Source organism: Bradyrhizobium retamae (genome assembly GCF_001440415.1).
Lineage (GTDB): Bacteria > Pseudomonadota > Alphaproteobacteria > Rhizobiales > Xanthobacteraceae > Bradyrhizobium > Bradyrhizobium retamae.
In genome coordinates, this window is the sequence record NZ_LLYA01000176.1 from 1 (window position 1) to 24,448 (window position 24,448).

Here is a 24,448-nt window from a genome sequence, read left to right on the forward strand (position 1 = left end):
AAGCGCTCGCCATCGCAAAAGCGGGATGCAAATGAATGAGTCAGAACACTAGCGCCGCGACAAACGGCGCAAGCCAGCGATCGAGATCGGCTTGCCAGTCCACGTCCATAGATCGGCCCTCCATAAGCCGACCTCTCATGAATCATTGAAAACCTGATTCGGGAATCCTGTTGCGACGATCAATCCAATAAATCTGCCAAAGTAGTGCTAGCTAGTTTGCTGTAAGCGCGGCATGGACCGTGAAATCCTCTTGCAGCAGTTGGCGGTAGCCCACCGCAAGTCTCCCAGGGCGCCGCGCGCATTGCCAAAAAGGAATTGCCTTCAACCCGGATCAAGTCCGTGGGGCAAGGTCCGGATGCGTCAGCCCCTCGATCCTTGTCCGCTTTCTGACAGCGGTGCACAAAGCTGTGAGATTCAAAACACCGTGCGCCGTTTGCGCATCGCGAACTGTTTCAAAGCACAATCAGGCGCTTAATGCGCGCGAGGAGCGCTGGCACGGCCCTTGCTCTATCTCGCCGTAGGGCAATAGGCGCCAATTTGAGCTGAACATGAACGGCACGACAGGATCTTGGATTATGGAAAAAAGCGCTGATGCCGAGTAAAGAACAGACCAACGCCAAAGAAGTTCGCGGCACTTCGATCCACAGCGGTTTTGGGAGCATATCACAGGACGCGATAGTTGCGGCTAGAGCTGTTTTGCTACCAGATGAAATGGCGGAAGAGCAGAAGAAGGGTTCTGAAAGTCAGCGACGAGATCAAGTCTGCCGTTCAGAGGCAGGGCTATCATGTCGGCAGTCTGCGAGCCACCAAGGCGCCGATGACAAAGATCGAGTACGTGCCTGCTCATCATGGAATTCCGACGCTTTCCGCAGCGCCCGCGGAGTAGCGGGAGCAGGATCGGCGCGGCGGCCTTGTGGCTGTCGTCTCGTGACCGATGGGGGCAATTTACCCCGCCAAAAAAGCCCGCCTTTCGCTTTCACCATAGTCGAGTGTCAATCGGCGATTGGCGGAACAGCGCCGAATTTTGCGCCCGAAACTTGCAAGAGGTTGCAGGCAACAAACGGAGCAGCGAGCAAGCGGCCTCTTGCTCGGTGCGATGCTCAAATCCAAATGGAGGAAAGTGAATGCGTAAACTAATAATCGGCGCCCTCGCGCTGTTCATTTCAAACACTACCGCGTTCGCCGGCTCCGGGGCCATCGCATACTCCAAACCAGATGACGTGGTCGGTTTCTCGTACGGGTCTGGATCACAACGGGACGCTAGACGGTGGGCCCTGCTCAACTGTCGCGGCAACGGCGGCTCGGATTGCCAAATCACAGCTTACGAAAATAACGCTTGCGCCGCCGTTGCCATAGGCAGGGGACGCGGGCTGGGACGTGCGTGGTGGTCCCACCCACTTGGTGAATTGGAAGAGGAGCGATCGCAACAAGGCGCGGTGGTCAGATGCAATGAGACCGGCGACGAGGACTGCAAAGTGCGGGCCTGGGTTTGCCACTAAGGCCCGTCAGTAAACCAAGGCTGAGGCAGGAGGTCAGGCGAACCCAAATTCGTAGCAGACATATCCAGCCGAACCCCGCGACTGAAGAGAGTTCTGTGCGTCAAGTTCAGCAAAATCGATCATGGGGTCCGGCCGAGCCATCCCCTCGGAGCCGCCGTCGCTCGCCTCACCCAGAAGCGCAGCGGGCGAGCGACGGCGGCGGAGAGGGGTGGCGTCCATCCCTTTGGTGGGCCCGAGCATCGTCAGGCCGCCTGGCGTAACGCCTCCTTGTCGTCATTCATCGCTTCAACAAACGCGCCTACAGAGGCCGAAATGTCATCGAACGCTGCTTTTGCCGGCTCAAGGACTTCCGCCGCATCGCCACACGATACGACAAGCTCGCCCGGAATTTCTTGGCCGCTGTTCAGCTCGCCGCTCTCGTCGCATATTGGCTCAATTGAGACCCGTCCTCGGCGAGCATCGCCAAGCGTTCAGCTGAATCGAGAAAAGGGATCGCATAAATTCCGTGGGCGGCACAGACTGCCGGCACGTCGGCCTCCAGATCGCACATCAGCCGCTCGATGATCGCGGCTCGGACGCGGTCTTCATCGGTGAGACGGTAGCCTTTTGACGTCGCCAGACGGCCAGCTGATGTGCCGGCTGTAGGAGCCTGTTGCAACATCGTTCTGGACGTAACCGTCGCCGAGACGGCCGATGGCCGACGTGCCGAAGCCGATCAGGATTTTGCAGGTGTCGGCCGAGTAACCCAAGGAGTTACGCCGCAGGCGACCGGCTTTCTGCGCCAGCGCGAGCTCATCGTCCGGCAAGGCGAAATGGTCGAGCCCGATTTGGTGATAGCCGGTGGCGACAAGCGTATCGGCCACGGCCGCGGCCTGTTCGGCGCGGGCAGCACTGTCCGGCAGCGCTGCCTCATCGATCAGGCGCTGACGTTTCATATACGAAGGAACGTGCGCGTAGCCGAAAACCGCAAGCCGGTCCGGGCGCATGGCTACCGCCGTCGTCGCGCTCTCGACGCAGGACTGCACCGTCTGATTTGGGAGACCGAAAATGAGGTCGAAGTTGATGCGGCTTATTCCGTGCTGGCGCAGATTTTTCGACGGCAGCGGCCGTCTGCGCCTTACTCTGGACCGGTTGATCGCTTTTTGAACAATGGGATCGAAGCTCTGCACGCCGACGCTCGCGCGGTTCACGCCGGCTGCTCCTAAGGCTTCGGCCATCTCGACCGTGAACGTGCGCGGGTCGATCTCGACGGCGATCGCAGCCGTTTTCCTGAACGCGAAGCGGCGGCGCAGGAGTTCCATCAGGGCCAGGAACTCCGCTGGCTCGATGACGGTCGGCGTTCCGCCGCCGAAGTGCACGTCTCTCACGGGCAGCGCTTGCTCCGCGACCAACCGGATCTCCTCGCGCAGCACCGACAAATAATTGAGGATCGGCGCAACCCGGCCAGTGATGGCCGTAGGGAAGCCGCAATACCAACAGATCGACCGGCAGAACGGAATGTGGAGATAGAGCGACACGGAGTCGTCAGCCGGCAGGCGCCTCAGCCATTTCTCACAATCCTGTGCACCGACAGCCGGGGAGAACTCCGGTACAGTTGGATAGATGGTGTACCAAGGCAGGCAGGCATCGCAATACTTTTTCAGGATTGAGGCCTGCAACGGTTACTATCCCACGCTTATATCAGCATCACCCTAACCGCTGCGCTCCCCTGTGTCTTTGCGCCATATCAATCGGTCCGCTTTAGCCGCGAAATCTGCGTTCCGTCGATGTCCATGCTAAGGAGACCGGTTAGCATGATAGCGGGAGCGATAGCCACTCCCTGACACTCATTTAATGTTTGTGAGAAGAAGGAATTTATCACACAACTGATGTTGAGAGCAGGGCTTGATGTCGAGGATCGACGTGCGCCGTTCCGCTTCGAGTCCCATCCCGCATGTTCGGTTTGATTGATGCGCTCGAGGCGAACAAGTGCTTCATGAGGATCGCAGAGCGATCTCCTCAAAGCACGAAATGGCAGAAGTGCGATTGCGCTCAACAGATCCGGGGCAATTGTTCGCCCGACAGCCAATCGACAATTCGCCCGCCACCAAAGCTGGTTGACATCTGCACAAACTGATGATTGTCGGCTACGGCCTCGCCGATATCAGCCGCATCGCACCCGAGCGGATGCGCCTTCATGGCTGCAAGCACGGCATCGGCCATGTCAGGCGCCACGATGGCAACGAGCTTGCCCTCGTTGGCGACGTGTAGCGGATCAAGCCCAAGGAGTTCGCAGGCGGCGGCAACCGCCGGCTTCACCGGAATGGCCTCTTCCTGCAGATGGAACCCGAGACCCGACTGATGCGCAATCTCGTTGAGCATCGCCGCAAGACCGCCGCGGGTGGGGTCGCGCATCACCCGGATGCTGCTGCCACCGGCCGCAACCATTAGGGCTACGAGATCATGCAGCGCTGCGGAATCCGAGACGATCTCGGTCTCGAAAGCGAGATTCTGGCGCCTCGACATGATCGCCGTACCATGGTCGCCGAGACTGCCGGAGACCAGCACGCGGTCGCCGACCCTTGCCTTCTCGGCGGAGAGATCGAGCCCATCGGCTAAAACCCCGACCCCCGTCGTCGAGATGAACAGGCTGTCCGCCTTCCCGCGCTCGACGACCTTGGTGTCGCCCGTGATGATGTAAACGCCGGCGGCGCGCGCGGCCTCACCCATCGAATCCGCAATCGTCTTCAAATCCGAAAAGCGGAAGCCCTCCTCGATGATGAAACTTGCCGACAGATAGAGCGGACGCGCGCCGCCCATCGCGACATCATTGATCGTGCCGTGCACCGCGAGCGATCCGATATTGCCGCCGGGAAAGAACAGCGGCGAAATCACATAGCCATCGGTCGTCATCACCATCCTGCCGGCGCCAACATCGAAGGCCGCCTGATCGTTGCCGCGGGCGAGCCATTCATTGCCGAAGGCTTCGTGAAACAGGCCGGAGATCAGCTGGGCCATGGCGCGTCCCCCGGCGCCATGGGACAGGTCGACCCGTCCGTTCTTGATGTCGAGCTTGCGTTGATAGGCTCTCATCACGCCCGCCTCAACCGATAATCGCGAAACCGTCCATACGTCCAATGCGCGGCACAGGCGCCTTCCGATGAGACCATGCAGGATCCTATCGGGATTTCCGGCGTGCAGACGGTTCCGAACAGCTTGCAGTCAACCGGCCTCTTCACGCCGCGCAGGATGGCCCCGCACTCGCACGCCGGATTATCGGCAACGCGCACTTCGTGCATCGTGAAACGCATCTCGGCGTCGAATTGAGCGTAAGCCTGCTTTAGCTTTAGTCCGCTATGGGGTACGAGCCCGAGCCCGCGCCATTCGAACTGGTCACGCAATTCGAAGATATCCGACACCTCTTCCTGGGCGCGCCGATTGCCTTTCCGCGTCACCGCACGGCTGTATTGGTTCTCCACCTCATGTCGGCCTTCGTTCACCTGCCGCACCAGCATCAGGATCGCCTGCATCATGTCGAGCGGTTCAAATCCCGCGATCACGATCGGCTTGCCGAATTGTTCTGCGAGGACCTCGTAAGGTTCCGTGCCGATGATGGTGCTGACATGCGCAGGCCCGAGGAAGCCATCAATTTCGACCCGCCCGATATTCCGGATATCGGGACTCTCGAGAATGCTGTGCATCGCCGAGGGAGTCAGCACGTGGTTGCAGAACACGCTGAAACTCTTCAGCCATTTCTTCTCGGCAAGCCGTATCATCACCGCTGTCGGCGGCGTCGTGGTCTCAAATCCAATGGCAAAAAAGACCACCTCTCGATTCGGCGCCTGTTCGGCGATCCGGATCGCATCGAGCGTCGAGTAGACCATCCGAATGTCGGCGCCGAACGCCTTGGCGCTCAGCAGGGATTTTCCCTGCGAGCCGGGCACGCGCATCAGGTCGCCATAGACACAGAGAGTGACCTCCGGCTGCTCGGCGAGCCTGATCGCCATGTCGATCCGGCTGGCGGGGAGAACACAGACGGGACAACCCGGCCCGTGGATCATGCGAACATTCGCAGGCAGCATATCCTCCAGGCCATAGCGGGAAATCGCATGCGTGTGCCCGCCGCAGAATTCCATGAACCGATATTCCCTTTGCGAATCGGTTTCGGCGCCAATCACACGCGCTAGCCCCCGCGCGATGGTCTTGTCGCGAAATTCGTCGGCATATTTCATGACTGGAGCTCCGTCCCCACGCTGCCCAGCTCCTGTAGGAGCTGCAGCGTGCGCTTGGCTTCCGCCGGGTCAATTCTAGCCAGGGCATAGCCGACATGGACAAGGACGTAGTCCCCCACCGCGAGATCGTCGATGAACGCGATCGATATCTCCTTGCTGATGCCGTCGATGGACACGATGGCCATGTCATCAGCAAGAATTTTCGCGACCTCAGCTGGTACCGAGAGACACATATTAGGCTGTTCCTTCCAGGGCTGACGGCCGTTCTGCAATCTGCAGAGCGGCGATCCAGGCTTGTCCGAGGCTCAAGCCACCGTCATTGGGCGGAACCTGCCGTGGCAGTAGCGGAGTGAGGCCGGCCGCAATGCAGCCGCGCTCGATTTCATCCGCGAGTACCGCGTTCAGGAAGCAGCCGCCGCTCAGAACGACGGCGGTAACGCCAGTTGTCCGCGCCGCGCGCGCGACCCAGTCAACGCAGGCAGCGGCAAACGTGCCATGAAACAGCTCCGCTCCCTCCGTGGCACCGACGTTGTCTGCAATCAAACGCGCAAACAGCGGGCGAAAGGACAGCACGTCGCCATCGATCATCCAGCCCGCTTCAAGCACCGCAGTCCGCCGCACACGCGCCTCGAGCTTCATCGCGGCTTCGCCCTCATAGCTCTGCAAAGTCGCGATCCCCAGCAGCGCCGCCGCTGCGTCGAACAGTCGGCCCGCGCTGGTCGTGGTCGCCACGCCGGGCTGATCGAGCATTGACGGCAGACGCTCGGCCTGAGGCTGTGCTGCAAAGCGCGGCCTGATTTCGCTTTCCCGTCCCAGCAAGTGAAATATTGCGCTCGCCATGCGCCAAGGCTCGCGGGCTGCGCGATCTCCGCCAGGCATTTGCAACGGCGCGAAATGCCCGATCCGTCGAAACCCGGCGCCTTCGCACAACAAGAGTTCGCCACCCCAGTTGCCGCCGTCGGAGCCATAACCATAGCCGTCGAGGAGAAGGGCGAGCGTAGGCCCCGCAAGGCCATGCTCCGCGATGACGGCCGCAGCGTGCGCGTGGTGATGCTGAACAGCGACCAGCGCGCGGCCGCTTGCTTCCGCAAAGCGGGTGGCCGCCATGTTGGGATGCAGATCATGGGCAATGACGACAGGATCGATGTCGAGGGTCGATGTGAGGTGCCGGATCGTCTCCTCGAAGAAGCGGATGCCTTCAGCCGTATCGAGATCGCCGATGTGCTGGGAGACGAAGGCCTCACTGCCCCGTGTGACCGTGATGGTCGATTTCAACGCGCCGCCGACGGCGAGGACGGGCGGCACGGACCTCGCAAGCCGAATCGGTTCGGGAACATAGCCGCGGGCGCGACGAATGAATTAGCGCCGCCCCGCCACCACCGCCACTACCGAATCATCGGCGCGCGTCTGAATATCGCGATCATGGGTCACAATAAGATCGGCGATGCCCGCGAGCCGCCGCAGCGCCTCCGCGTTGTCGATCGGGAGCGGTTCGCCGCCGGGATTAGCACTGGTGCTGACAATGACCGGACCTTCAGCCCCATGCCATGCACCTGTCGAACGAAGCGCATGGAAGATAAGGTGATGCAACGGGGCCGCCGGCAGCATCACGCCGACGCGCGACAGGCCAGGGGCTATCGCCGGCGCTAGATTGTTGCGCGACGGCAGGAGGACGATCGGACGGGCGACAGATTCGAGCAGTGGGAGCTCGGCGGCATTCGCCTCCGCAATCTCGCTGACCTGCTCTACGGAACCAACCATGACCGCGAACGGCTTCTGGTCGCGCTGCTTCCTCCTGCGCAAACGCTGCACGGCGTCATGGTTGCGAGCGTCGCAAAGCAGCTGGTACCCGCCAACCCCCTTTATTGCGACGATTTGGCCGCCATCGATCCCCGCGGCAATGTCGTTGATCCCATGACTGAGCCGAGGACCGCATGTCGGACATGCAATCGCTTCCGCATGAAACCGGCGGCTCGCCGGATCGGCATATTCGCCCGCGCAGGCGGCACACATCGCAAACTCCCCCATCGCCGTGTTGCGGCGATCGTAGGGAAGCCGTTCGGCGATGGTATAGCGCGGGCCGCAATGAGAGCAGTTGATGAAGGGATAGAGGTAATGGCGGCTGTTCGGGTCGAACAACTCATCGAGACATTGCTGGCATGTCGCGGCATCGGCGACGATCCGCGTCGAGCCCCTCCCGTGTTCGCTGGCGCGGATTGAGAAGTCTTTCGCCGCAAGCGCATCAATCTCCTGAACGGAGATGTGGTCGATCCGCGCCAATGGAGGGCTTTCGAGTGGCAAAGCGGCCACAAACTCGCACGTAAGGTCGCCCTCAACCTCGATGATCACGCCATCAGGATCGTTGGCGACGAACCCGGCCAACCTATAACGGGTAGCGAGACCATAAATATACGGACGAAAGCCGACACCCTGCACGGCGCCACTGACGCGCACCCGCAGCCGCGTTCCGCCGCGGATGATGGCATCGCCGCTCGCGCTCATGGCAATGCGTCACCGACGGGACGCCTCTGATTCGCAGCCTGCTTCCGGATCCAGGCGTAGAGCGCGGCAAAGCCCTCGCCCGTACGCGCCGAAACCGTCAGCACCTCAATGTTCGGATTGACGCGTCTCGCATATTCGATGGTCTTGGCTGAATCGAAGTCGACCACCGGCGCCAGATCAATCTTGTTGATCAGCATCAGCGACGATGCGGCGAACATATCCGGATATTTGAGCGGCTTGTCTTCACCATCGGCGGTCGAGAACACCACGATCTTGCAGGCTTCGCCGAGATCGAACGCCGCGGGACAAACTAGATTCCCGACATTCTCGATGAAGAGAATACCACCCTTGAGCGGCGGCAAGCGGCGATAAGCCTCACCGACCATCGCAGCATCGAGATGGCAGCCCTTGCCAGTATTGATCTGGATTGCGGGCGCGCCGGTGGCGCGAATGCGATCGGCATCGTTCGAGGTCTGCTGGTCTCCCTCGATGACACCAACCGGGCGGCTATCCTTCAGTTCCGAGACGGCGCGGACGAGCAGCGAGGTTTTGCCGGCGCCCGGACTGGAAACAAGATTGAACACGAGCAGGTCATCGGTCAAGAAGCGCGCGCGGTTGTCGGCGGCGATCCTATTGTTCTTGCCAAGAATGTCGCGCTCGATCCGAATGGTTCGCTCGCTGCTCATACCCGCGATCTTCAAGCCGGCCGGATCGGCACCGCAATCCACAAGCGCCCCTCCGCCCTGAGCATGTTGATGGCTATGATCATGATGGTGATAATGGCCGTGGTGATGGTTGTGAGAATCATGCACGTTTTGACCGCTATGCACATGATCACGGTGGTGACCGTAGTGATCATGCGCATGATCATGGTGATGACCCTGGGTTTGCGCACTTTGCGCGTCGGCGCGTTCGATGGAGGGCGTTCTTTCGCTACAGCCACATACGGTACACATCAATCGACCTCCAGCTCTTTCAACCGCATCTCTTCGCCCCCGGTCACCTGCAGCTGATAGCTGCCGCAGCAGGGACACGGCTCATCGCGCTGCGCAATCTCAACTCTCCTCGAACAGGCAATGCACCAGGCGACGCCAGGCAATTCGATGACCTCAATAACCGCGCCATCGGCGATTGTCCGCGCGGCAACGACCGCAAAGCAGAACTTCATCGCTTCGGGAGCGACATGGCTGAGCGCCCCGATCTCCAGACACACGGTCTTCACCCTGGAAAACGATCGCCGGCGCGCCTCCTCCTCGACGATCTCGACGATGCCCTCACAAAGCGCCATTTCATGCATCGCCAATTTCGCGAAAATTGAGAGCGAACCCGACGCAAGGGTCGAAGGATGCGACCATCGCGCGAACCGCACCCAGTCCCCGCGGTTTCGCGGCCAGCACCGCGCCTTGCAGGCTGCGGACAAGCGGTCCGCGCGCGTGGAAATTCCACTCGGTTGGGGCAAGAAATTCCAAGCGCAACATCTGCCCCTGACGATCAAGCTCAACCGCGTGATAGAGACGTCCCCTTGCGCATTCGACCGCGGCCGCACCACGGCCCGGCCCCAGCCTGTAGCTTTCGACGATCCCATCCTCCGCTGTTTCAACATAAGCACTGGAGCGGAGCCAAGCGTGCAGTCGCACGATTTCCGCGATCCTCGCCTTCAGCCGCTCGGCCGGCCCCGACCGGCCTAGCGTGAGCTGATCACGCATCATTTGGCGCGCCCACGCACCTGTCTCGGGAATGCGGCCCTCCAGGTCGGGGCAACGGCAAAATCCTGCATCATCCGCGAGCAGCCGTTCAATGACGCTGCGGTCGTCGGCAACGGACAAAAACGAGTGCTGCGTAGGCATTGGGTTCAACGCGTCTTCCTCGAGAGCCGCGATGCGAAGGGCGAGTGCGTTACCGAGTGTCGGCGCGCCGTCTTCGTTCGTTATGCCAAGCGCTGCCAGCGCAATCGGAACCCGCGCTGTTGCCTCGCGTCGAACCTGGCCGCAGCCGGGCTCTGAGCTGCTGAGAAGTGCCGATACCCCCTCCATCAGGGCGCGGATCGCTGCGGCGCTGGTGGTATCCAGCGCGAAATGCCCGACAAACAGGCCCCGCAGCAATTCCGCCAGCCGCTCGGCAACGACCATGGCGATACGATGCTGCCGCGTCGCAAGGCTGATGTTTTCGCGGCGCGCCGCTTCGATCGCGGACAGGAATGCCACCTGGTGCGCGGCGGCACACAACGAGAAGATTCGCGGCAGCACGTTGAGCAACGAAGCGGCCGGCTTGCCGGCGAATAGCCGCGCCAGTGGCGGCCGGGCGCACGGCAGAATCTCGACCGCGGCAATTGCGTCGCCAGCAAGCGATACGGTAACATCGATCTGGTTGCGGACGGCGAGGCTCATGCGCGCCGCTCCGTCAGTACACCGTGCAAGAAATGCCGGCGGTCGAACGAACTGATATGTGGCGCATCTGTCCCATGTGACGCCGCGCGATTGGCCGGCGACATCAGCGCCGCGAGCGCTGCTTCGGCGGTGGCGCGCGCGGACGCCATATCCTCGAACTCAAACATCGGCGAGAACAGTGAGTAGCTCGCGATCGAGCCCACGGGCACCAGATCGCTGACGGTGAATTCGATCTCGCCGGCCGGAAATCGCAAGCGCAGGTTCGATCCCGGGCCCGGAGACGATTGCGAAGTGCCGTCACGCATGGGTATGACCACGTTCATGAACCAGGGCGTGACCATCATGCCGACGACCCTGCCCTCGCGCGCGCGAAAGGCGATGGCTTCGACGCTCAAGGCATCGTTGAAGATCGGCAGGTCGCGCATGGTGCGATCGGCGATATCCCGATAGGCTGCCGAGAGCATCTCGCCCCACGCCGACGCATCGGCGTGCACGCTCCTGCGGGGATGCTGTTCGCGGTTAGGCGTCATCTTCAATCCCCATGAACTTCGATTTGGGCGCATCGCAATTTGCGACAACGCCAATTTTCGGGCAACCCGGCGAAAGGCGTTCCCGCTGCAATCTGCGTCGCCTCATCCCCCTCAGCTGGGTCGTAGACGATCCAACAGATGCCGCACTCCATGCGCGCGCCGTCTGCGATATCCTTCCGGACGCTAAAATTCTCGAAGCTCGTCATTCGAAGTAAGCTTTGATGATTTCTTGCAGGCGTTCGGCGGAATCCCAGAAATCCTCCTCGGCGGCCAAGGCGACCGTTGGCACGCCGCCGATCTCCAGCGTATCCAGAATGATGGTGTCCATGGCATTGAAGAACTGCACCGACCAGACGTTCCGGATGCCCGTAGCAAGCACTCGGCAAGTCCCGTAGCCGCGCGAGCTGAGCTGGATCGGCCCGTTGCCGACGCTTTGCTGCAGAAACGCCTGGTCGACCGGGCTCATCGGCAGCAGGGTGAAGTTGATGATCTGCGAGCGCATGCCCGGCCGCCAGGCCAATGCCCGCTCGCGGATTTCCGCGAGCACCGGCAGCACGTTCATCGCGCCGTCCGGTGCCGCGCCGATCATGAGATCGCTCGACGTCAGGTCGGTTGCGGCGCGCCGCACGATCTCCGGGATGGCACCGACCTCGACATATTCGTGTGCGGCGTCGGTCTCGATGCGCACGCGCCAGATTCCCGCAAGTACCGATTCCTGGATTTGCGCCACGCGGCCACCCGGCAGCGCCACGACGCCGGCCAGCTCGCCCTCTCCAAGCACGTCCGCAATCAGCTTGCGCTCGAGATCGCTGAGATTCCCGAGCCTGAACAGCTGCGTCGGCACGTCGCTCTTCTGGCCGGCAACGGCAGCCGCGACGGAAGACAACAGCGCGTTGGCACTCTGACAGTTCCTTGCCAGCTCGATGCAATTGAGCGAAGCGGGCCTCGCGAGCGCACCCGCAGCCGTCAGCCCGCTATGGGCTGCGCCGAGACTTTCCGCGGCGATAGGAAACACGCTCATCAGCTGCTCGCATTTTCTCGGCGCTATCGGGCGCGACCCGGAAACCTGTTTCATGTACGACGTTCCGTTGGTGTGCTGAGGGATGATGCTTATGTCCACAGACGCGCCATTGGCGCGCGGGCGATCAATGAGCTTCGCAATGCGGTCGATAGAGATCTCCCGGATCTTGGCGATTATGCCGAGTGTCTCGCGCTTGTGCGACGCTTTCGGTCCCCACCTCGGACAGACGGAGCCGCGTCAGATCATGTTTCCGGGCTGAAGGTCCATCAGCCGTCTCCCTGATAATCCATGGTTCTGCTGGATGAGGTGTAGCAAGGCACGTGCCAATCATTGCTCTTTCGCGATTGCGTTCCCGCTCGGATCAGCACCCGCTCGACATATTCCGCGTGAACCTTGTTTCGGCTGCAAATTTGGTTCCCGCTGATATAGGCAAAGATGGGCAGGCAGTGTCCGGGAGGCGACACCAGGCTAGCGCAGGTGCTCGGGCAGTTGCGGCTCTTGACCGATCAAGTCCGCAAAGAAACGATCGCAATCGTGGTCATTGAGGGCCGCATCACGGCCCTCAAGCGCGTCCGCGATCAGCCGCGCTTCGTCGTCATCCAAGAGCCGCACCGCGGTATCGATATGGACAAGCACCTTGGCACCGACCGGCGGCTCGGAGAGCAGCATGACTGAGACGCGCCGCTGTTCATTAGCATATTCGCAAAGCGCCGACATGCCGTCGGTCTCAATAATCGTCATTGGCAAGCCAAGGCACATGGTAATCGGCGAGCCGCTAGATCGGCCGCGCCCTCCTCTCATACTTTGCATGGTCGATGTCGTTCGCGAGTAGACGCTCCGACTCCGGTAGCGGCGCGGTCCGCAGTTTTGCCGGAGAACCCCACTGCGCCAGCAGTTCGCAAGCCAGTTCGATCGCAGGCGCAATCTGAGTGCGCACCGGAGCCGTCAGCGGCCCGCCCCAATCCTCCAGATCAAGTGGCTGACAGCCGATTAGAGCGAGCTCTCGCGGGCAGCGGCCAAGCAGGTCGGCCGCACTTAAGACCTCCTGGAAACCGGTCTGATGCAGGCTCACCTTCTTGGCGCCGGTGAATTTCGGCACCTCCTCGTCTCGCACGAGCTTCAAGTGCCCGGGCGCGAGTCCATAATCGATGGCATCGAACGCTATCAGGCAATCGGCCTCCTCGAGAAAATTGACGAGGTAGAGCCCCTGCGTGCCGCCATCGAGCATGGTGACATTGCCAGGGACGGCGTAGCGGCAGTGGAACTGCTCCACCACCCGCACGCCGAACCCCTCATCGGCCCACAAGATATTGCCGATGCCGAGCACCAGAATCCGTTTCGTGTTCTCCGGAGTTGGCATCTGCATCGTCAATCAATCGCGGAATTCGCGCTCGCCAGAAATGATCGAGGAGACGATGCTCTGGCGCGACACGATGTCTTCGCGAACCGCTGTATAGATGTGGATGAGCGCAAACGTCACGATCATCCACAGGCCGAGATGATGCCAGGTGTGGAGGTCCTGGCTGTTCGGCCAAATCGAAAACACCCAGCCGAACAGCATGTACTGCCAGCTGTCGTTGCCGGTGCCCTGTGCGTACAGTGCAAAGCCGGTGACGATCATGAACGCGATCGCCAGCGTAAACATGAAGAACATCGCAAGCTGGGCCAGCGGATTGTGCGCGACGTATTTCTTTGGCTCGGCCGCAACGAAAGCGTACCAGCGAATCTCGTGCCACACCTCGCGCCAATACCTCTTGCGCCAGAGCGGCACGTAGAAAATCTGCTTAGCATGGGGGTTGCCCATGAACGCCCAGTAAATGCGGAAGAGGAAGCCGAGCGTGAGCACATAGCCTGCGAAAAAATGCGCAAAACGGATATGGCCGAACAGGAAATCGTCGCTTGTCTCTCCCGGCATGGTCGGTATCCCACTGCCGATGAAATAGCCGGTGAGGCCCAACACCAGGATTGCCGCGGCGTTGATCCAATGCCATAGCCGCACCGGCGCCTCGTAGACGTAGACGACGCCACGCTCGGCGCTGCGGCCGGAGCGTACCGCGTCGGCCGCGACAGCGGCGGTTAGCGCTTGCGGAGATTTGTCCAGCAATGCCGCCTCCCCTAGCGGACCTTGACCGTTGCCATTTCCTGGCCATCCGGCCCCATCACATGGGTCGAGCAGGCCAGGCATGGATCAAAGGAATGGATCGTGCGCAGGATTTCCAGCGGCTTCTCCGGATCAGCGATCGGCGTATCCATCAACGAGGCCTCAAATGCACCGATATTGCCGTTTGGATCACGCGGCGAGCCGTTCCATGTCGTCGGCACGACGCACTGGTAGTTGTCGATCTTGGTCTCCTTGATCTTGATCCAGTGCCCCAGCGCACCACGCGGCGCCTCAGTGAAACCGTAGCCCTTGGCTTCCTTCGGCCAGCTCTCCGGCTTCCATTTATCGACGTTGGCGGTAGCGGTGTCACCCGCTTTGAAATGCGCCATAAGCTTGTCCTGGAAATAGCGCATCTGGTGCGCGGCCCATTGGCATTCGAGCGCACGCGCCGCAGTGCGGCCGAGCGAAGAGAAGAGTGCAGCGAAGGGTAGATCGAGCGTCTTCAGCAGCTTCTCGGTCGGCTCCTTGAACTCCGCTTTGCCTTGCGCGTGACCTATGATGTATCGCGCCAGCGGTCCCACCTCGACGGCGTTGCCGCGCCAGCGCGGCGCCTTGATCCAGGAATACTTGCCGCCTTCGTCGAGCTCCTTGATGTGGGTCCTGGTGCCCTTGACGTTGGGCCCGAGCTGGAAATTCGGCTCGGTGATACCACCCCAGGGATGCAGCCCCCTGGTTTCATCGGGATATTTGTACCAGGAATGGGCGACGAACTCCTGGATCTGCTCGGGATCGCCGTGATCGATCGGCAGGACTTCGCTGAAATTGCCATTGAGGATCACGCCGCGCGGCAGCTTGAGGTTTTTCGCGGAATAATCATTGGCGTTCTCGGGAATGTCGCCATAGGACATTATGCTCTTACCCGAGAGACCACCGCCATAGAGCCAGTCTTCGTAGAAGGAGCCAATCACGGCAACGTCGGGCAGATAAACCTGCTCGACGAATTCGATCGAACGGCAAATGATCGAGGATACCAGGTTCAGCCGCTCCATATTGATGGCGCCCACTGCACCGGTACCATCGACATTGATGGCACAGGCCACGCCACCGACCAGCCAATTCGGATGCGGGTTCTTGCCGCCATAGATGGCGTGGATCTTGACGACGTCCTTCTGGAAGTCGAGCGCTTCCAGATAATGCGCCAAGGCCATCAGGTTCGCTTCCGGCGGAAGCTTGTAGGCCGGATGCCCCCAATAGGCATTCTTAAACGGGCCGAGCTGCCCTGATTCAACGAACTTGGTGAGCCTGATCTGCAGATGTTTGAAATAGCCTGGCGATGATAGCGGCCAGGACGAGACCGATTGCGCCAACGCAGAGGTCGCCTTGGGATCGGCCTTGAGGGCGGAAATCACATCGACCCAATCCAGCGCGTGCAGGTGATAGAAGTGTACAAGATGATCGTGCACCTGCAGGCAGAGCTGCATGATATTGCGGATCGAATTAGCATTCTCTGGAATGGTGATGCCCAGCGCGTTCTCCACCGCGCGTACCGAGGTGAGCGCATGTGTGCCGGTGCAGACGCCGCAAATCCGCTCGGTGAACGCCCAGGCATCGCGAGGATCGCGTCCACGCAGGATCGTCTCGATGCCGCGCCACATAGTTCCGGATGAGACCGCGTTGCGGATCACATTGTCGGAATCGAGATTGACCTCCACGCGGAGGTGGCCTTCGACCCGGGTCAGCGGATCGATGACAATGCGTTTGCCGGAATGGTCGAGTTTGAACCCATTGGGTGTCTGGGCGCCCATCGTTGTCCTTCTGAATTCAATTATTTTTCCTGAGCTACTCGGCCCGGTTTAGGGTCAGCCGCTTCACGGCCGTGACCGCCGCGTGCGCGGCAACGGCTAGGCCGACCGCGCCAGCAGCGGCCATGCCGATTTGATCGGCGTTGGCCTCGATGCCGAATTGCTTGATGGTCGTCAGTCGATCGTAAAACGAGCCCTTGTCCCAAAAGCCATCTTCGGAGCAGCCGAAGCAGCCGTGGCCGGATTGGATCGGGAAGGAAACGCCGCCGTTCCACCGAACGGCCGAGCAGGCGTTGTAGGTGGTCGGCCCCTTGCAGCCCATCTTGTAGAGGCAATAGCCCTTGCGCGCTGACTCATCGTCCCACACCTCGACAAACTGGCCGGCGTCGAAATGGGGACGCCGATAGCACTTGTCGTGGATGCGCTGGGAATAGAACATCTTTGGACGCCCTTGGCGGTCGAGCTCGGGAAGCTTTCCGAACGTGGTGATGAATGTCACCAAGGCGGTCATGACCTCTGCGATGGGCGGGCAGCCGGGCACCTTGATGATCGGCTTGTTCGTGATCACTTTATCGATCGGCGTCGCCCCAGTCGGGTTGGGCTTGGCCGCCTGCACGCAACCCCAGGACGCACAAGTCCCCCAAGCGATGATCGCCATGGAATCTTCCGCCATCGCCCTGAGCTTTTCGACGAACGGCTTGCCGCCATCAATGCAGAACATGCCGCCTTCGTTCAGCGGCGGATTGCCTTCAACGGCAAGCACATACTCGCCCTTGTACTTGGCGCGGGTCTCCTCGAGGATGGCTTCGGCCTGGTGTCCTGCCGCCGCCATGATCAGGGCGTCATAATCCAGCGAGATCATCGACAGCACCACGTCTTTGACGAGCGGATGGGCCGAGCGGATAAAGCTTTCCGAACAGCAGGTGCATTCGAGCCCGTGCATCCAGATCACGGGCACACGCGGCTTTGTCTCCAGCGCGTTGGCAATCTGGCGTGCCGCGAGCGGACCGAGCCCGAGGCTCGTTGCCGTCAAACTGCAGAATTTGTGGAAACTGCGACGCGTGATACCCTGACGTCTGATGACGCCGTAAAACGTTTCCGCTGCCCCGCCCATAAATTCTTCCCCGAGATCTGTTAGCGACGACTTGCTGACGCTAGGGTAGCAAGAAGCAGGCCAACACCACACGTAAAACACTTGAGAGATACCAAGCCGTTTCCAGAAGAAGCGCTCAAATTAGTCACGCAAGGGCGATGAGAGCCGGGGAAACGGAACGCATTCAATCAGAAATCGGCAAGTAAGCTGCCGGCTTTAGCTCGGTGGCTCTGCGATCAGTCCGTCGTACACATCACGCAGGGCCGAACAAACGCACGATATTCTGGTCGCAGCGTCTGCATTGACCAAGTCGCTGTTCGACACTGTCTGATAGGTAACCATCACCTCAATGGGGGCATCGCTACGTCTTTACTCGTCGAGCTCACCTTCCGCGCTTCCGCGACGCCGCGCTTCTCTTGGTCGTCGCGCGCCGAAATCCTAGCGCCTCCACCTTCTTCAGCTTTTCACGAAGCTGGTCACTCAGGATTAGACTGGATTATCCAGGCTCACAATGTCATCTATCATGTGAGGTGGGGCATCCCGGCCGGTGAGCCGCTTATGGTAGAAAATCACTGCATATCCGTGCAACATCCCTTCCTTGCGGCGAACGTAGCCAGCCGTCTCATAAAGCCTTTGAGCCCCTACTTGGATCTTTGTCGTGTCGAGAATTATCCACTTGAATCCTAGAGCACCGGCTAGCGATTCCAATTCACTAAGAATCCTCCTCCCAAGCCCTCGTCGGTGAAAGGCAGGATCGACCCGCATCCGCTTCAGCTCTGCGACATCACCGTCAACAGGTTTCAATCCACCCATGGCAACGAGTCGGGAACCAATATGCGCAACCACGAAGTCTCCGCCTGACGCGATGTATACTTCTCCAATGTTGCGTAAATCATCCTCCCACGCTCCTTCCGGGCCACGCACACCAACATCCTCCGATGCGCTTCTATGCATATGCCATACATCATCAGTATCCCCTGACTCAAACCGACGAAAGATCACCTCGTCTTGAGACATCGAACATCACCTTTCGACCGGTGTCGGGCGCCGCACGTCTGGCGCATACCGTCAGCTTACGGACGCGCCGCCGTTAATAGCCGCTGTGAAAGGACAACCTCAACACTTTCCGACGCCTCAACTCCGACAGTTGGACGACCCGGTTCAACCGTATACTTTAAGGCAGTAATACGGTGCATCCGGGTGAACTGATCCAGCGCATAAACACAAGACGCGCGCAGTTTTCCGATTTCATTGCCGTGGCGTTCCATGACGGGCGAAATGGTTGCAGACTTAGGAAAGTCCGCTTTCCCTTCTAGCCAAGTTGGCGTGAGCTCCGCGCTTCTATTGTCCGGTGACAACCAGCGGAACACCTCGTGAATGCATCCCTGCGGATAGTATTCGGACAGCCGATATACATCCCTATAAAACTGCGGCCTCTGTTGGAAGAGTTCTTCACCGACCAGTAGCACCGAGACCGCCACTATGCGGGCAGAGAACCGGCCGCTCGGGCCAAGCCTGTTCTTGTAAGGGTTCTTTCCGTAAAACACACGGAATTGGCCAAATAGGTCAGGCGACATATGTTCGTAAAAGCGGGTCAGAACATTATTTGCTGACTCAAGGCGCTCCAAGCATACCGAAAGACATTGACGAGCGTCCGCGCCAGCCGCGTCACGCAATTCAAGTAGAGCGTCGATTGCTAGCTGTAGCTCGCTCTCGATGAGTTGGTGACCTAAGCAAAAATCTCGCTCCTCGACCCCGGCCGCGCCGAGGCAATACACGCGTGGATCGCTCTGCACCGGGTTCGCAAGGATCATATCTTCATACGAGAGGACCTCAATGCTAGGCTGCCGATGACAACTTAAGCAGGCAAGACGGCTCAGCTCCTCTCCCACCGTCAACTCCGCGTCCACGGGATCAAGACCGGCAAACGCTGACATCTGATAAGCACAGTTGACGAGATACTGGATGTCTGTCTTAGCGATCGCGAAGTCGGGCTGCGGCAGATTCAGCAGCTGTACCACATAGTCAGTCGATGCAATCATCGCGTTGACGCTGCGTCCAAGAGCCTTGACCCCTTCATCTGGCCGTTTACTGCCTTTGATCTCGGCAATGCAGTGCGGAAGCTGATCGGCGACAAAATTGCTGACAAGCCCAAGCGGGCGTTTTCGCTGCCCGCGATCAATGCCATCGGTAAGATGAGAAAATATCTGCTGCTCCCGATAGGGCGGCGGCTCCGGAGTGGAAAGGGATAAACTATGGATCATAGACGAGCGCCCCGATTTCATCGAAAGACAGCTTGCATTTCTGCACTTGACCCGTATCTTGCGGCCGGCGAGTAGTCGTGTTTTTCGAGCAGATCGGTTCGCTTGTCTGTTATCCTGCCATCGTTGTACGCGACCCGCTCAAGCACATTGTCGGAGAAAAATAGCAGCGATACAGCGCCCGAGTTGATATTGCCGGCGGCAGTTAACGACAGCACGCCATCGTTTGAGATGCAGACGAGACCCGCCTCCCTTAAGATTTCAAGCTCGCGGCAAAAGTATTCTTCAACCGATACTCCAAACTCCCGCTCGAATCGGGAGAGCAACACTCCGCTGCTTCGCAAAGCAAACATTAACGTTCGGCGCATAAGGTCGTCTTGCGACAGTACAACACCCCTCCACACTGGCTTCTCGCCTGCCTCAACCCTAGAGAGGTAGCGATCTAAGTCTGCCTCGTTATAGAACTGGCACTGGCTCATGTAACCAAATCCGCCAACCCCAAACGGGACAAGATTATTGTCGTTCCAGGAATCGTACTTACGGCGCTGTTGAACGGAGTGCGGCTGCGACCTCTTAGTCCAATAGAAAATCGGCCCGTGGCGATAGCCGAGTTTAGTGAGGATGTGCTCTGCCATAAAGTGCATTATGATGCGCTCTTTAGCCCCGGCGAATTGATATCGTCCTCTAGCCAAATGGCGGGCTACGGGGTCAGTCGATTTAAACATCAATGGGAATACATTGAACTTCTCTATTCCCATGTCCAATAGGCCGATAATTGAGTCGTACCAGCTTCGGAGCGTTTGCTGCGGCAGCCCATACATGAGGTCAAGCGACAGGTTCTCAACGCCCATTTCATTCAGCAATTTTACGGTTTGTATCACCTCCTCCACACCGTGCCCGCGGTTCAGTATGCGCAAAATACTCCAGTCTAGACTTTGAACGCCCAGTACGAAGCGGTTTACGCCACCTCTAAGTAGAGTGGATATGCGATCCGCAGCGTCCGCATGCTTCACAAGAGAGGGATGCAATTCGAAACTTACTTCGGCCCTCGATAAATCAAAGCGCTGATTAGTCATATCAAATAGCGTTTTGAGTTGATGGTTGGTCAAAAACGAGGGAGTACCACCTCCAAAAAAAGCAGTCTCAACATCTCTGCCAGCAAGCGCCGCATCTGACCAACTCATCTCCTTATTCAAAGCCACCAAATAACGTTCCACTCGCTCGGAAGATGGATTGATTTCCTTGGCGAAGTGGCAAAAGCTGCAATACTGATTACAGAAGGGGATGTGGAAATAGAGATCAATTGACGACGCGACCTGAGTCAACAACCTTTCGGCATTCAGGTCCCCCATTGCCTTGAGAGGCGGATAGGTGCCGACGAGATAATCGTTGTGCGTATCAAGGTGCAAGTTTCGCGATCTCAACATGTCTAGGTTGATCTCGTACGAACGGTCGATCGCGAATTCCAGGGCCTCGGAATAGCTTGGCGCGTTCATGCTTTGGAACTCCTTTAGTTTTCGTGTGCAGGAAAGCCGCGATGGCAGCTGCGGCCGCGTCCCATCAGTTTCTTCTTTGGCTCGTTACTGAAGCAGCACATTTCGATCAGCCACCTGCATTCGCCTCCCACTGGACCCCGATCAGATCGCACGTCGCGATGCGCTCAGCGAGACGCGCGGGATGACTAGAGATTGTCGAGGACAGGCAGGTGTCGCGGCCAACGCGAATATTCTTCGTGCGTTGCGAAACCTGACGGCACTCAGTGCGGCGTCTCTGGTGTTGATTTGGATCAAGCGAGTAAAGTTCATTTAGCTCCTGCGCCAACGACTGGGATAGCGGCATGGTCGTGCGGATCCTTTACCTTGTCCAAGCAATCGACGTGCCACCAAGCACGTTGTGCGAGCCTTGCTTGAAGAGTGAAAATCATGTGCTTCGCGCCGCGGCGACGGAATACTTGCGCCTCGGCGTCGGTTTCCGGACATATGCGTCTTCAACCGGACACGCCGAACACGACACCACGGAGCATCGAATGACGATGGTCGTCTCTCGACGAGCTCAGTTGCCCCTTTCGGCGGCCGACCGGGAAGTCAGCCAGGGGGAGCGATGCTGCTGCACATCGCACCAGCTTATGGTTATTCTCGCTGTTGGCCTGATCATATCAGCCAGTGGTATAGGTTGTCGGCGATTTAGCCGTTAAGCCTGCAAAGCATGTCTCTGCGCGGGACAACTTGCCGCCCGCGACGACGCGCAGGAGATCCCCCGGCGACCGTTCGAGACGTTCGGGAGCTCAGTTAGCTCGATGCCCGACGCATCCGCAGGCCGGCCGATGTCGATTCCAGAACAGGGGCCGATGGCAATCAGCGCGAGCGCCCATCGCCGTCGCATTAACAAGGCACGAGCGCGGTCATGAAAACCCGGCCTGACGCGAGGCAACAACGCGCCTTCCTTGCACGGCGGCGGCGCCGGGAGGTGTTGAGATACGCATTTTGCTCCGGCTGTGATATCAGTCCTTGGTCGCGGTAAACCGTCCGCGGGCGAATGTTCAAGATGTTTCTCGCATTGATAAGGATCTCGGAGATATGGGAATGGAAGGGGAAGCCTTTCTTTGGTTGGTCCGGCATGCGGTCGTCGATTCTATCGAAGGAACGATCTCCCCTTCGGGCGCTCCGGCCGATCTCAGCGATCGGGCGCATTTGGAAGCCGTGCGAAGGCGCTTGCCACGGGTCGCCGCAAGCTATGCGAGTCCGTCTCAACGAACTCTCGATACCGCGCGCGCATTCGAGCTTGATCCAATCCTGGTGCCTGAGTTTCGGGAGCAGGACTTCGGGGATTGGACCGGCCGACGTCACGACGATCTCGCCGCTCTCGGAGAAGAAGGGTACGCCGAGTTCTGGAAGGATCCCGCTCGTTCAAGCCCACCCGGCGGCGAGAGCTTCGAAGATCAAATTGCGAGGGTTCGGGATGGACTACGTAAAATAGCTGCTGGTCCAGCAACGCTCGTCGTGCATTCCGGCACTATTCGCGCCGCGCTCTGCGTAGCCCTCGACATCGCACCGCAAGCAGCGTTGCGCTTTGTTATCGATCCGCTGTCGATCACCCGAATTGATCGGCTACGGAACAATTGGCGGATTGTGTCGGTCAATCAGAATGTCGCGTTATGAGCGATTCGGAACGCTGGCTTGCGCGAAGGTCGCCATGCCATTGTGCAGAGCGCATGCAAGCCGCAGGATCGGCAATGCAAGCGCGGCGCCCGATCCCTCCCCTAACCTGAGGTCCAGATTGAACAACGGCTGCACATTCAGGGCCTCAAGAACCAGGCGGTGCCCCTGCTCGGCCGATTGATGCGAGGATAAGAGAAAGGGTCGACACGATGGATTAAGATGCACCGCCGTCAATGCCGCGACGGACACGATGAAACCGTCGATCATGATAGGGAGGCGACGCTGTGTGGCGGCGATGATCGCGCCCGTAATCGCAGCAGTTTCGAGACCGCCTACCGCGCACAGGATCCGCTCGGCAGAAGTTCCTGGTCTTGTAAGGTCATGACGAGCCAGCGATGCATCAATCAGGTGCGCCTTGCGCGCACGGGTGTCTGCATCGATCCCGGTGCCATTGCCGGCCACCTGCTCGGCGCCCATGCCAAGCAGGGCGGCGGCGACTGCCGCAGAAGTCGTGGTGTTGCCGATCCCCATGTCACCAAGGATCAGAAGATCTGGCTCTGCTGAGGCCGCCCGCGCGACGGCGCGCTTGCCGCAGTCGAAGGCGAAGGCGACCTCCCCCAACTCGAGCGCCGCTTCCTTGCTGAAATCCCGGCTGCCCCGGCGCGGCTTGTCTGTCGCGACTCCCGGGATTGGCTGTTCGGCGAGCGTGCCGGCATCGACGATCTCCAGAATTGAGCCCAGCTCGCGCGCGAGAACCGAAATTGCTGCACCGCCTGACGCGAAATTCGACATCATCGCGCTCGTAACTTCCTGAGGATAGGCCGATACTCCCTGCGCGACGATGCCGTGATCCCCTGCAAAGACGATGATCGGCACGCGCTCGGCTCGAGGCCGGTCGGTTTGTTGCAGACCGGCGAGCTCGATCGCGAGCTGCTCGAGGCGACCCAGCGCACCGGTCGGCTTGGTGAGCTCGGCCTGACGGGCCAGGGCGGCATCGCGATGGACGGTCGAAACGCCCGGGCACTCCTGGTAGACCCACTCGGGTAGCATGTGGTCCTGCCCTTGGTGATGGTTCAAGATGCCAGCGGCCTTCGCACGAGTGCTACGACACGCGCTTGAGGATGTAGCTATCCATGATCCAGCCGTGCCTGGCGCGTGCTTCCTGTCGTGCGGCGACGATGCCTGGCCCCACTTCTGCAAGCGCACCTGACATGGTGATCTGCTCGGGCATCCCGAGATAGGCGCCCCACCAGATATGTAGTCCGTTCGGGTCGAGCGACTGGAACGCGGCAACGCCATCGAGCATGATGACCACGGTGTCGGTGCCTGACGGCCAACCGACCTCGCGCAGCCGCCGTCCGGTGGTGACGAGAAAGAGCTCCCCGATGTCGTTCAGCGGCAGTGCATGCGCGGCGCAAAGCGTCTGGATCGACGTGACGCCTGGCACGACCTCGATCATTGGCAACGGATCAAGCCTTCGTGCGATCCGCAGGCTCGAGTCGTATAGCGAAGGATCGCCCCAGATCAGCAGGGCAACGCGCCCGTCATGACCGAGATACGCCGCAATTGCCCGGGACCAGGTCACGGCGACGGCGTCGTGCCATTCCTCCACTCCCTTGCGGTAGTGCTCCTGCGCGGTGCCGCGAACGGGCAGGTCGAACTCAGCAACGCGCGTGCGGCTGTTCGTCAAGGCTTGCGCACAAATCAGCCGGCGCAGGTCGGCGAGATCGGACTTCGCGGCACCTTTGCGCGGAATCAGCACCAGGTCAGCCGCATTGATCGCGCGGATCGCAGCAAGCGTGAGCTGCTCGGGATCGCCGCAGCCAATGCCTATCAGGGAGAGTGTCAGCATCACGTTATGAGTGGGGGCGGCCGCGACTTGC

20 protein-coding genes and 4 pseudogenes are annotated in these 24,448 nt (G+C 59.8%); 3 read left to right on the forward strand and 21 right to left on the reverse strand.

From position 1 onward, the window contains the following. The first annotated feature begins 1,124 nt into the window (after positions 1 to 1,124). Positions 1,125 to 1,499: a DUF4189 domain-containing protein gene (locus tag CQ13_RS47275; protein WP_082637691.1), complete on the forward strand. Its 375-nt coding sequence runs from the start codon at positions 1,125 to 1,127 to the stop codon at positions 1,497 to 1,499. Between the two features lie 284 nt (positions 1,500 to 1,783). Further along, a pseudogene (locus CQ13_RS41640) lies at positions 1,784 to 1,939 on the forward strand (transposase); the annotation flags it as partial. A gap of 2 nt (positions 1,940 to 1,941) precedes the next feature. Here the strand turns inward: CQ13_RS41640 and hemN are convergent. The 19 genes and pseudogenes from hemN to CQ13_RS28205 form a co-directional block, all read right to left on the reverse strand. Next, a pseudogene (hemN, locus tag CQ13_RS28115) lies at positions 1,942 to 3,157 on the reverse strand (oxygen-independent coproporphyrinogen III oxidase); the annotation flags it as partial. A gap of 373 nt (positions 3,158 to 3,530) precedes the next feature. Further along, positions 3,531 to 4,571, reverse strand: a complete 1,041-nt coding sequence (gene hypE / locus CQ13_RS28120) for a hydrogenase expression/formation protein HypE (protein ID WP_057846080.1) — start codon at positions 4,569 to 4,571, stop codon at positions 3,531 to 3,533. Continuing rightward, positions 4,571 to 5,710, reverse strand: a complete 1,140-nt coding sequence (gene hypD, locus CQ13_RS28125; protein WP_057846081.1) for a hydrogenase formation protein HypD — start codon at positions 5,708 to 5,710, stop codon at positions 4,571 to 4,573. The genes hypE and hypD overlap by 1 nt, the downstream gene beginning before the upstream one ends. Further along, complete coding sequence (locus CQ13_RS28130) at positions 5,707 to 5,895, reverse strand: HypC/HybG/HupF family hydrogenase formation chaperone (protein WP_347337063.1); 189 nt, start codon at positions 5,893 to 5,895, stop codon at positions 5,707 to 5,709. Before CQ13_RS28130 ends, hypD begins: the two co-directional genes overlap by 4 nt. A gap of 49 nt (positions 5,896 to 5,944) precedes the next feature. Beyond that, a pseudogene (gene hypF / locus CQ13_RS28135) lies at positions 5,945 to 8,212 on the reverse strand (carbamoyltransferase HypF). After that, positions 8,209 to 9,168, reverse strand: coding sequence for a hydrogenase nickel incorporation protein HypB (gene hypB / locus CQ13_RS28140; RefSeq protein WP_057846083.1), 960 nt, complete (start codon positions 9,166 to 9,168; stop codon positions 8,209 to 8,211). The pseudogene hypF and the gene hypB overlap by 4 nt, the downstream one beginning before the upstream one ends. Further along, positions 9,168 to 9,509 carry a hydrogenase maturation nickel metallochaperone HypA gene (hypA, locus tag CQ13_RS28145; RefSeq protein ID WP_057846084.1) on the reverse strand — a complete coding sequence of 114 codons (342 nt, stop codon included), beginning with the start codon at positions 9,507 to 9,509 and terminating at the stop codon, positions 9,168 to 9,170. The genes hypB and hypA overlap by 1 nt, the downstream gene beginning before the upstream one ends. Further along, a complete protein-coding gene (locus CQ13_RS28150) occupies positions 9,502 to 10,599 on the reverse strand; it encodes a nickel-dependent hydrogenase large subunit (protein ID WP_057846085.1) in 1,098 nt (365 codons plus the stop codon). Before CQ13_RS28150 ends, hypA begins: the two co-directional genes overlap by 8 nt. Next, positions 10,596 to 11,129 (reverse strand): [NiFe]-hydrogenase assembly chaperone HybE, encoded by a 534-nt coding sequence (hybE, locus tag CQ13_RS28155; protein WP_057846086.1) that lies wholly within the window; start codon positions 11,127 to 11,129, stop codon positions 10,596 to 10,598. The genes CQ13_RS28150 and hybE overlap by 4 nt, the downstream gene beginning before the upstream one ends. After that, a pseudogene (locus CQ13_RS28160) lies at positions 11,119 to 11,335 on the reverse strand (rubredoxin). Before CQ13_RS28160 ends, hybE begins: the two are co-directional and overlap by 11 nt. Then, positions 11,332 to 12,150, reverse strand: a complete 819-nt coding sequence (locus CQ13_RS28165; protein ID WP_245309372.1) for a hydrogenase expression/formation protein — start codon at positions 12,148 to 12,150, stop codon at positions 11,332 to 11,334. The pseudogene CQ13_RS28160 and the gene CQ13_RS28165 overlap by 4 nt, the downstream one beginning before the upstream one ends. A 468-nt stretch (positions 12,151 to 12,618) precedes the next feature. Continuing rightward, on the reverse strand, positions 12,619 to 12,909 hold the full coding sequence (locus tag CQ13_RS28170; RefSeq protein ID WP_057846088.1) for a HypC/HybG/HupF family hydrogenase formation chaperone: 291 nt from the start codon (positions 12,907 to 12,909) through the stop codon (positions 12,619 to 12,621). Between the two features lie 16 nt (positions 12,910 to 12,925). Beyond that, positions 12,926 to 13,510: a HyaD/HybD family hydrogenase maturation endopeptidase gene (locus tag CQ13_RS28175; protein ID WP_057846121.1), complete on the reverse strand. Its 585-nt coding sequence runs from the start codon at positions 13,508 to 13,510 to the stop codon at positions 12,926 to 12,928. Positions 13,511 to 13,522: 12 nt separating this feature from the next. Beyond that, positions 13,523 to 14,254, reverse strand: coding sequence for a Ni/Fe-hydrogenase, b-type cytochrome subunit (cybH, locus tag CQ13_RS28180; protein ID WP_057846089.1), 732 nt, complete (start codon positions 14,252 to 14,254; stop codon positions 13,523 to 13,525). Between the two features lie 11 nt (positions 14,255 to 14,265). Continuing rightward, positions 14,266 to 16,056: a nickel-dependent hydrogenase large subunit gene (locus CQ13_RS28185; RefSeq protein WP_057846090.1), complete on the reverse strand. Its 1,791-nt coding sequence runs from the start codon at positions 16,054 to 16,056 to the stop codon at positions 14,266 to 14,268. 34 nt (positions 16,057 to 16,090) lie between these two features. Beyond that, positions 16,091 to 17,167, reverse strand: a complete 1,077-nt coding sequence (locus CQ13_RS28190; RefSeq protein WP_057846091.1) for a hydrogenase small subunit — start codon at positions 17,165 to 17,167, stop codon at positions 16,091 to 16,093. Positions 17,168 to 17,632: 465 nt separating this feature from the next. Next, positions 17,633 to 18,163 (reverse strand): GNAT family N-acetyltransferase, encoded by a 531-nt coding sequence (locus tag CQ13_RS28195; protein WP_057846092.1) that lies wholly within the window; start codon positions 18,161 to 18,163, stop codon positions 17,633 to 17,635. A gap of 56 nt (positions 18,164 to 18,219) precedes the next feature. Then, positions 18,220 to 19,410, reverse strand: a complete 1,191-nt coding sequence (locus tag CQ13_RS28200) for a hypothetical protein (protein ID WP_245309374.1) — start codon at positions 19,408 to 19,410, stop codon at positions 18,220 to 18,222. Positions 19,411 to 19,427: 17 nt separating this feature from the next. Further along, positions 19,428 to 20,903 (reverse strand): coproporphyrinogen-III oxidase family protein, encoded by a 1,476-nt coding sequence (locus tag CQ13_RS28205; RefSeq protein WP_057846093.1) that lies wholly within the window; start codon positions 20,901 to 20,903, stop codon positions 19,428 to 19,430. Between the two features lie 1,086 nt (positions 20,904 to 21,989). Between CQ13_RS28205 and CQ13_RS28210 the strand changes: the two genes are divergently transcribed. After that, on the forward strand, positions 21,990 to 22,565 hold the full coding sequence (locus tag CQ13_RS28210; RefSeq protein ID WP_057846123.1) for a histidine phosphatase family protein: 576 nt from the start codon (positions 21,990 to 21,992) through the stop codon (positions 22,563 to 22,565). Here the strand turns inward: CQ13_RS28210 and cobT are convergent. Continuing rightward, positions 22,560 to 23,615: a nicotinate-nucleotide--dimethylbenzimidazole phosphoribosyltransferase gene (gene cobT / locus CQ13_RS28215; RefSeq protein WP_057846094.1), complete on the reverse strand. Its 1,056-nt coding sequence runs from the start codon at positions 23,613 to 23,615 to the stop codon at positions 22,560 to 22,562. The genes CQ13_RS28210 and cobT overlap by 6 nt on opposite strands. 52 nt (positions 23,616 to 23,667) lie before the next feature. After that, a complete protein-coding gene (gene cobF, locus CQ13_RS28220; RefSeq protein ID WP_057846095.1) occupies positions 23,668 to 24,417 on the reverse strand; it encodes a precorrin-6A synthase (deacetylating) in 750 nt (249 codons plus the stop codon). Positions 24,418 to 24,448 lie beyond the last annotated feature (31 nt).

Coding starts and splice junctions, on each gene's coding strand:
- hypA (WP_057846084.1), bottom strand. CDS start 9,509: ATGCATGAAATGGCGCTTTGTGAGGGCATCGTCGAGATCGTCGAGGAG.
- CQ13_RS28175 (WP_057846121.1), bottom strand. CDS start 13,510: ATGCCAACTCCGGAGAACACGAAACGGATTCTGGTGCTCGGCATCGGC.
- hypD (WP_057846081.1), bottom strand. CDS start 5,710: ATGAAATATGCCGACGAATTTCGCGACAAGACCATCGCGCGGGGGCTA.
- hypB (WP_057846083.1), bottom strand. CDS start 9,168: ATGTGTACCGTATGTGGCTGTAGCGAAAGAACGCCCTCCATCGAACGC.
- CQ13_RS28130 (WP_347337063.1), bottom strand. CDS start 5,895: ATGGCCATCGTGTCCATCGACGGCATCAGCAAGGAGATATCGATCGCG.
- cobF (WP_057846095.1), bottom strand. CDS start 24,417: ATGCTGACACTCTCCCTGATAGGCATTGGCTGCGGCGATCCCGAGCAG.
- CQ13_RS28200 (WP_245309374.1), bottom strand. CDS start 19,410: ATGATCCATAGTTTATCCCTTTCCACTCCGGAGCCGCCGCCCTATCGG.
- cobT (WP_057846094.1), bottom strand. CDS start 23,615: ATGCTACCCGAGTGGGTCTACCAGGAGTGCCCGGGCGTTTCGACCGTC.
- CQ13_RS28205 (WP_057846093.1), bottom strand. CDS start 20,903: ATGAACGCGCCAAGCTATTCCGAGGCCCTGGAATTCGCGATCGACCGT.
- CQ13_RS28165 (WP_245309372.1), bottom strand. CDS start 12,150: ATGAGCGTGTTTCCTATCGCCGCGGAAAGTCTCGGCGCAGCCCATAGC.
- CQ13_RS28195 (WP_057846092.1), bottom strand. CDS start 18,163: ATGTCTCAAGACGAGGTGATCTTTCGTCGGTTTGAGTCAGGGGATACT.
- CQ13_RS28150 (WP_057846085.1), bottom strand. CDS start 10,599: ATGAGCCTCGCCGTCCGCAACCAGATCGATGTTACCGTATCGCTTGCT.
- hybE (WP_057846086.1), bottom strand. CDS start 11,129: ATGACGCCTAACCGCGAACAGCATCCCCGCAGGAGCGTGCACGCCGAT.
- CQ13_RS47275 (WP_082637691.1), top strand. CDS start 1,125: ATGCGTAAACTAATAATCGGCGCCCTCGCGCTGTTCATTTCAAACACT.
- CQ13_RS28170 (WP_057846088.1), bottom strand. CDS start 12,909: ATGTGCCTTGGCTTGCCAATGACGATTATTGAGACCGACGGCATGTCG.
- CQ13_RS28185 (WP_057846090.1), bottom strand. CDS start 16,056: ATGGGCGCCCAGACACCCAATGGGTTCAAACTCGACCATTCCGGCAAA.
- hypE (WP_057846080.1), bottom strand. CDS start 4,571: ATGAGAGCCTATCAACGCAAGCTCGACATCAAGAACGGACGGGTCGAC.
- CQ13_RS28190 (WP_057846091.1), bottom strand. CDS start 17,167: ATGGGCGGGGCAGCGGAAACGTTTTACGGCGTCATCAGACGTCAGGGT.
- CQ13_RS28210 (WP_057846123.1), top strand. CDS start 21,990: ATGGAAGGGGAAGCCTTTCTTTGGTTGGTCCGGCATGCGGTCGTCGAT.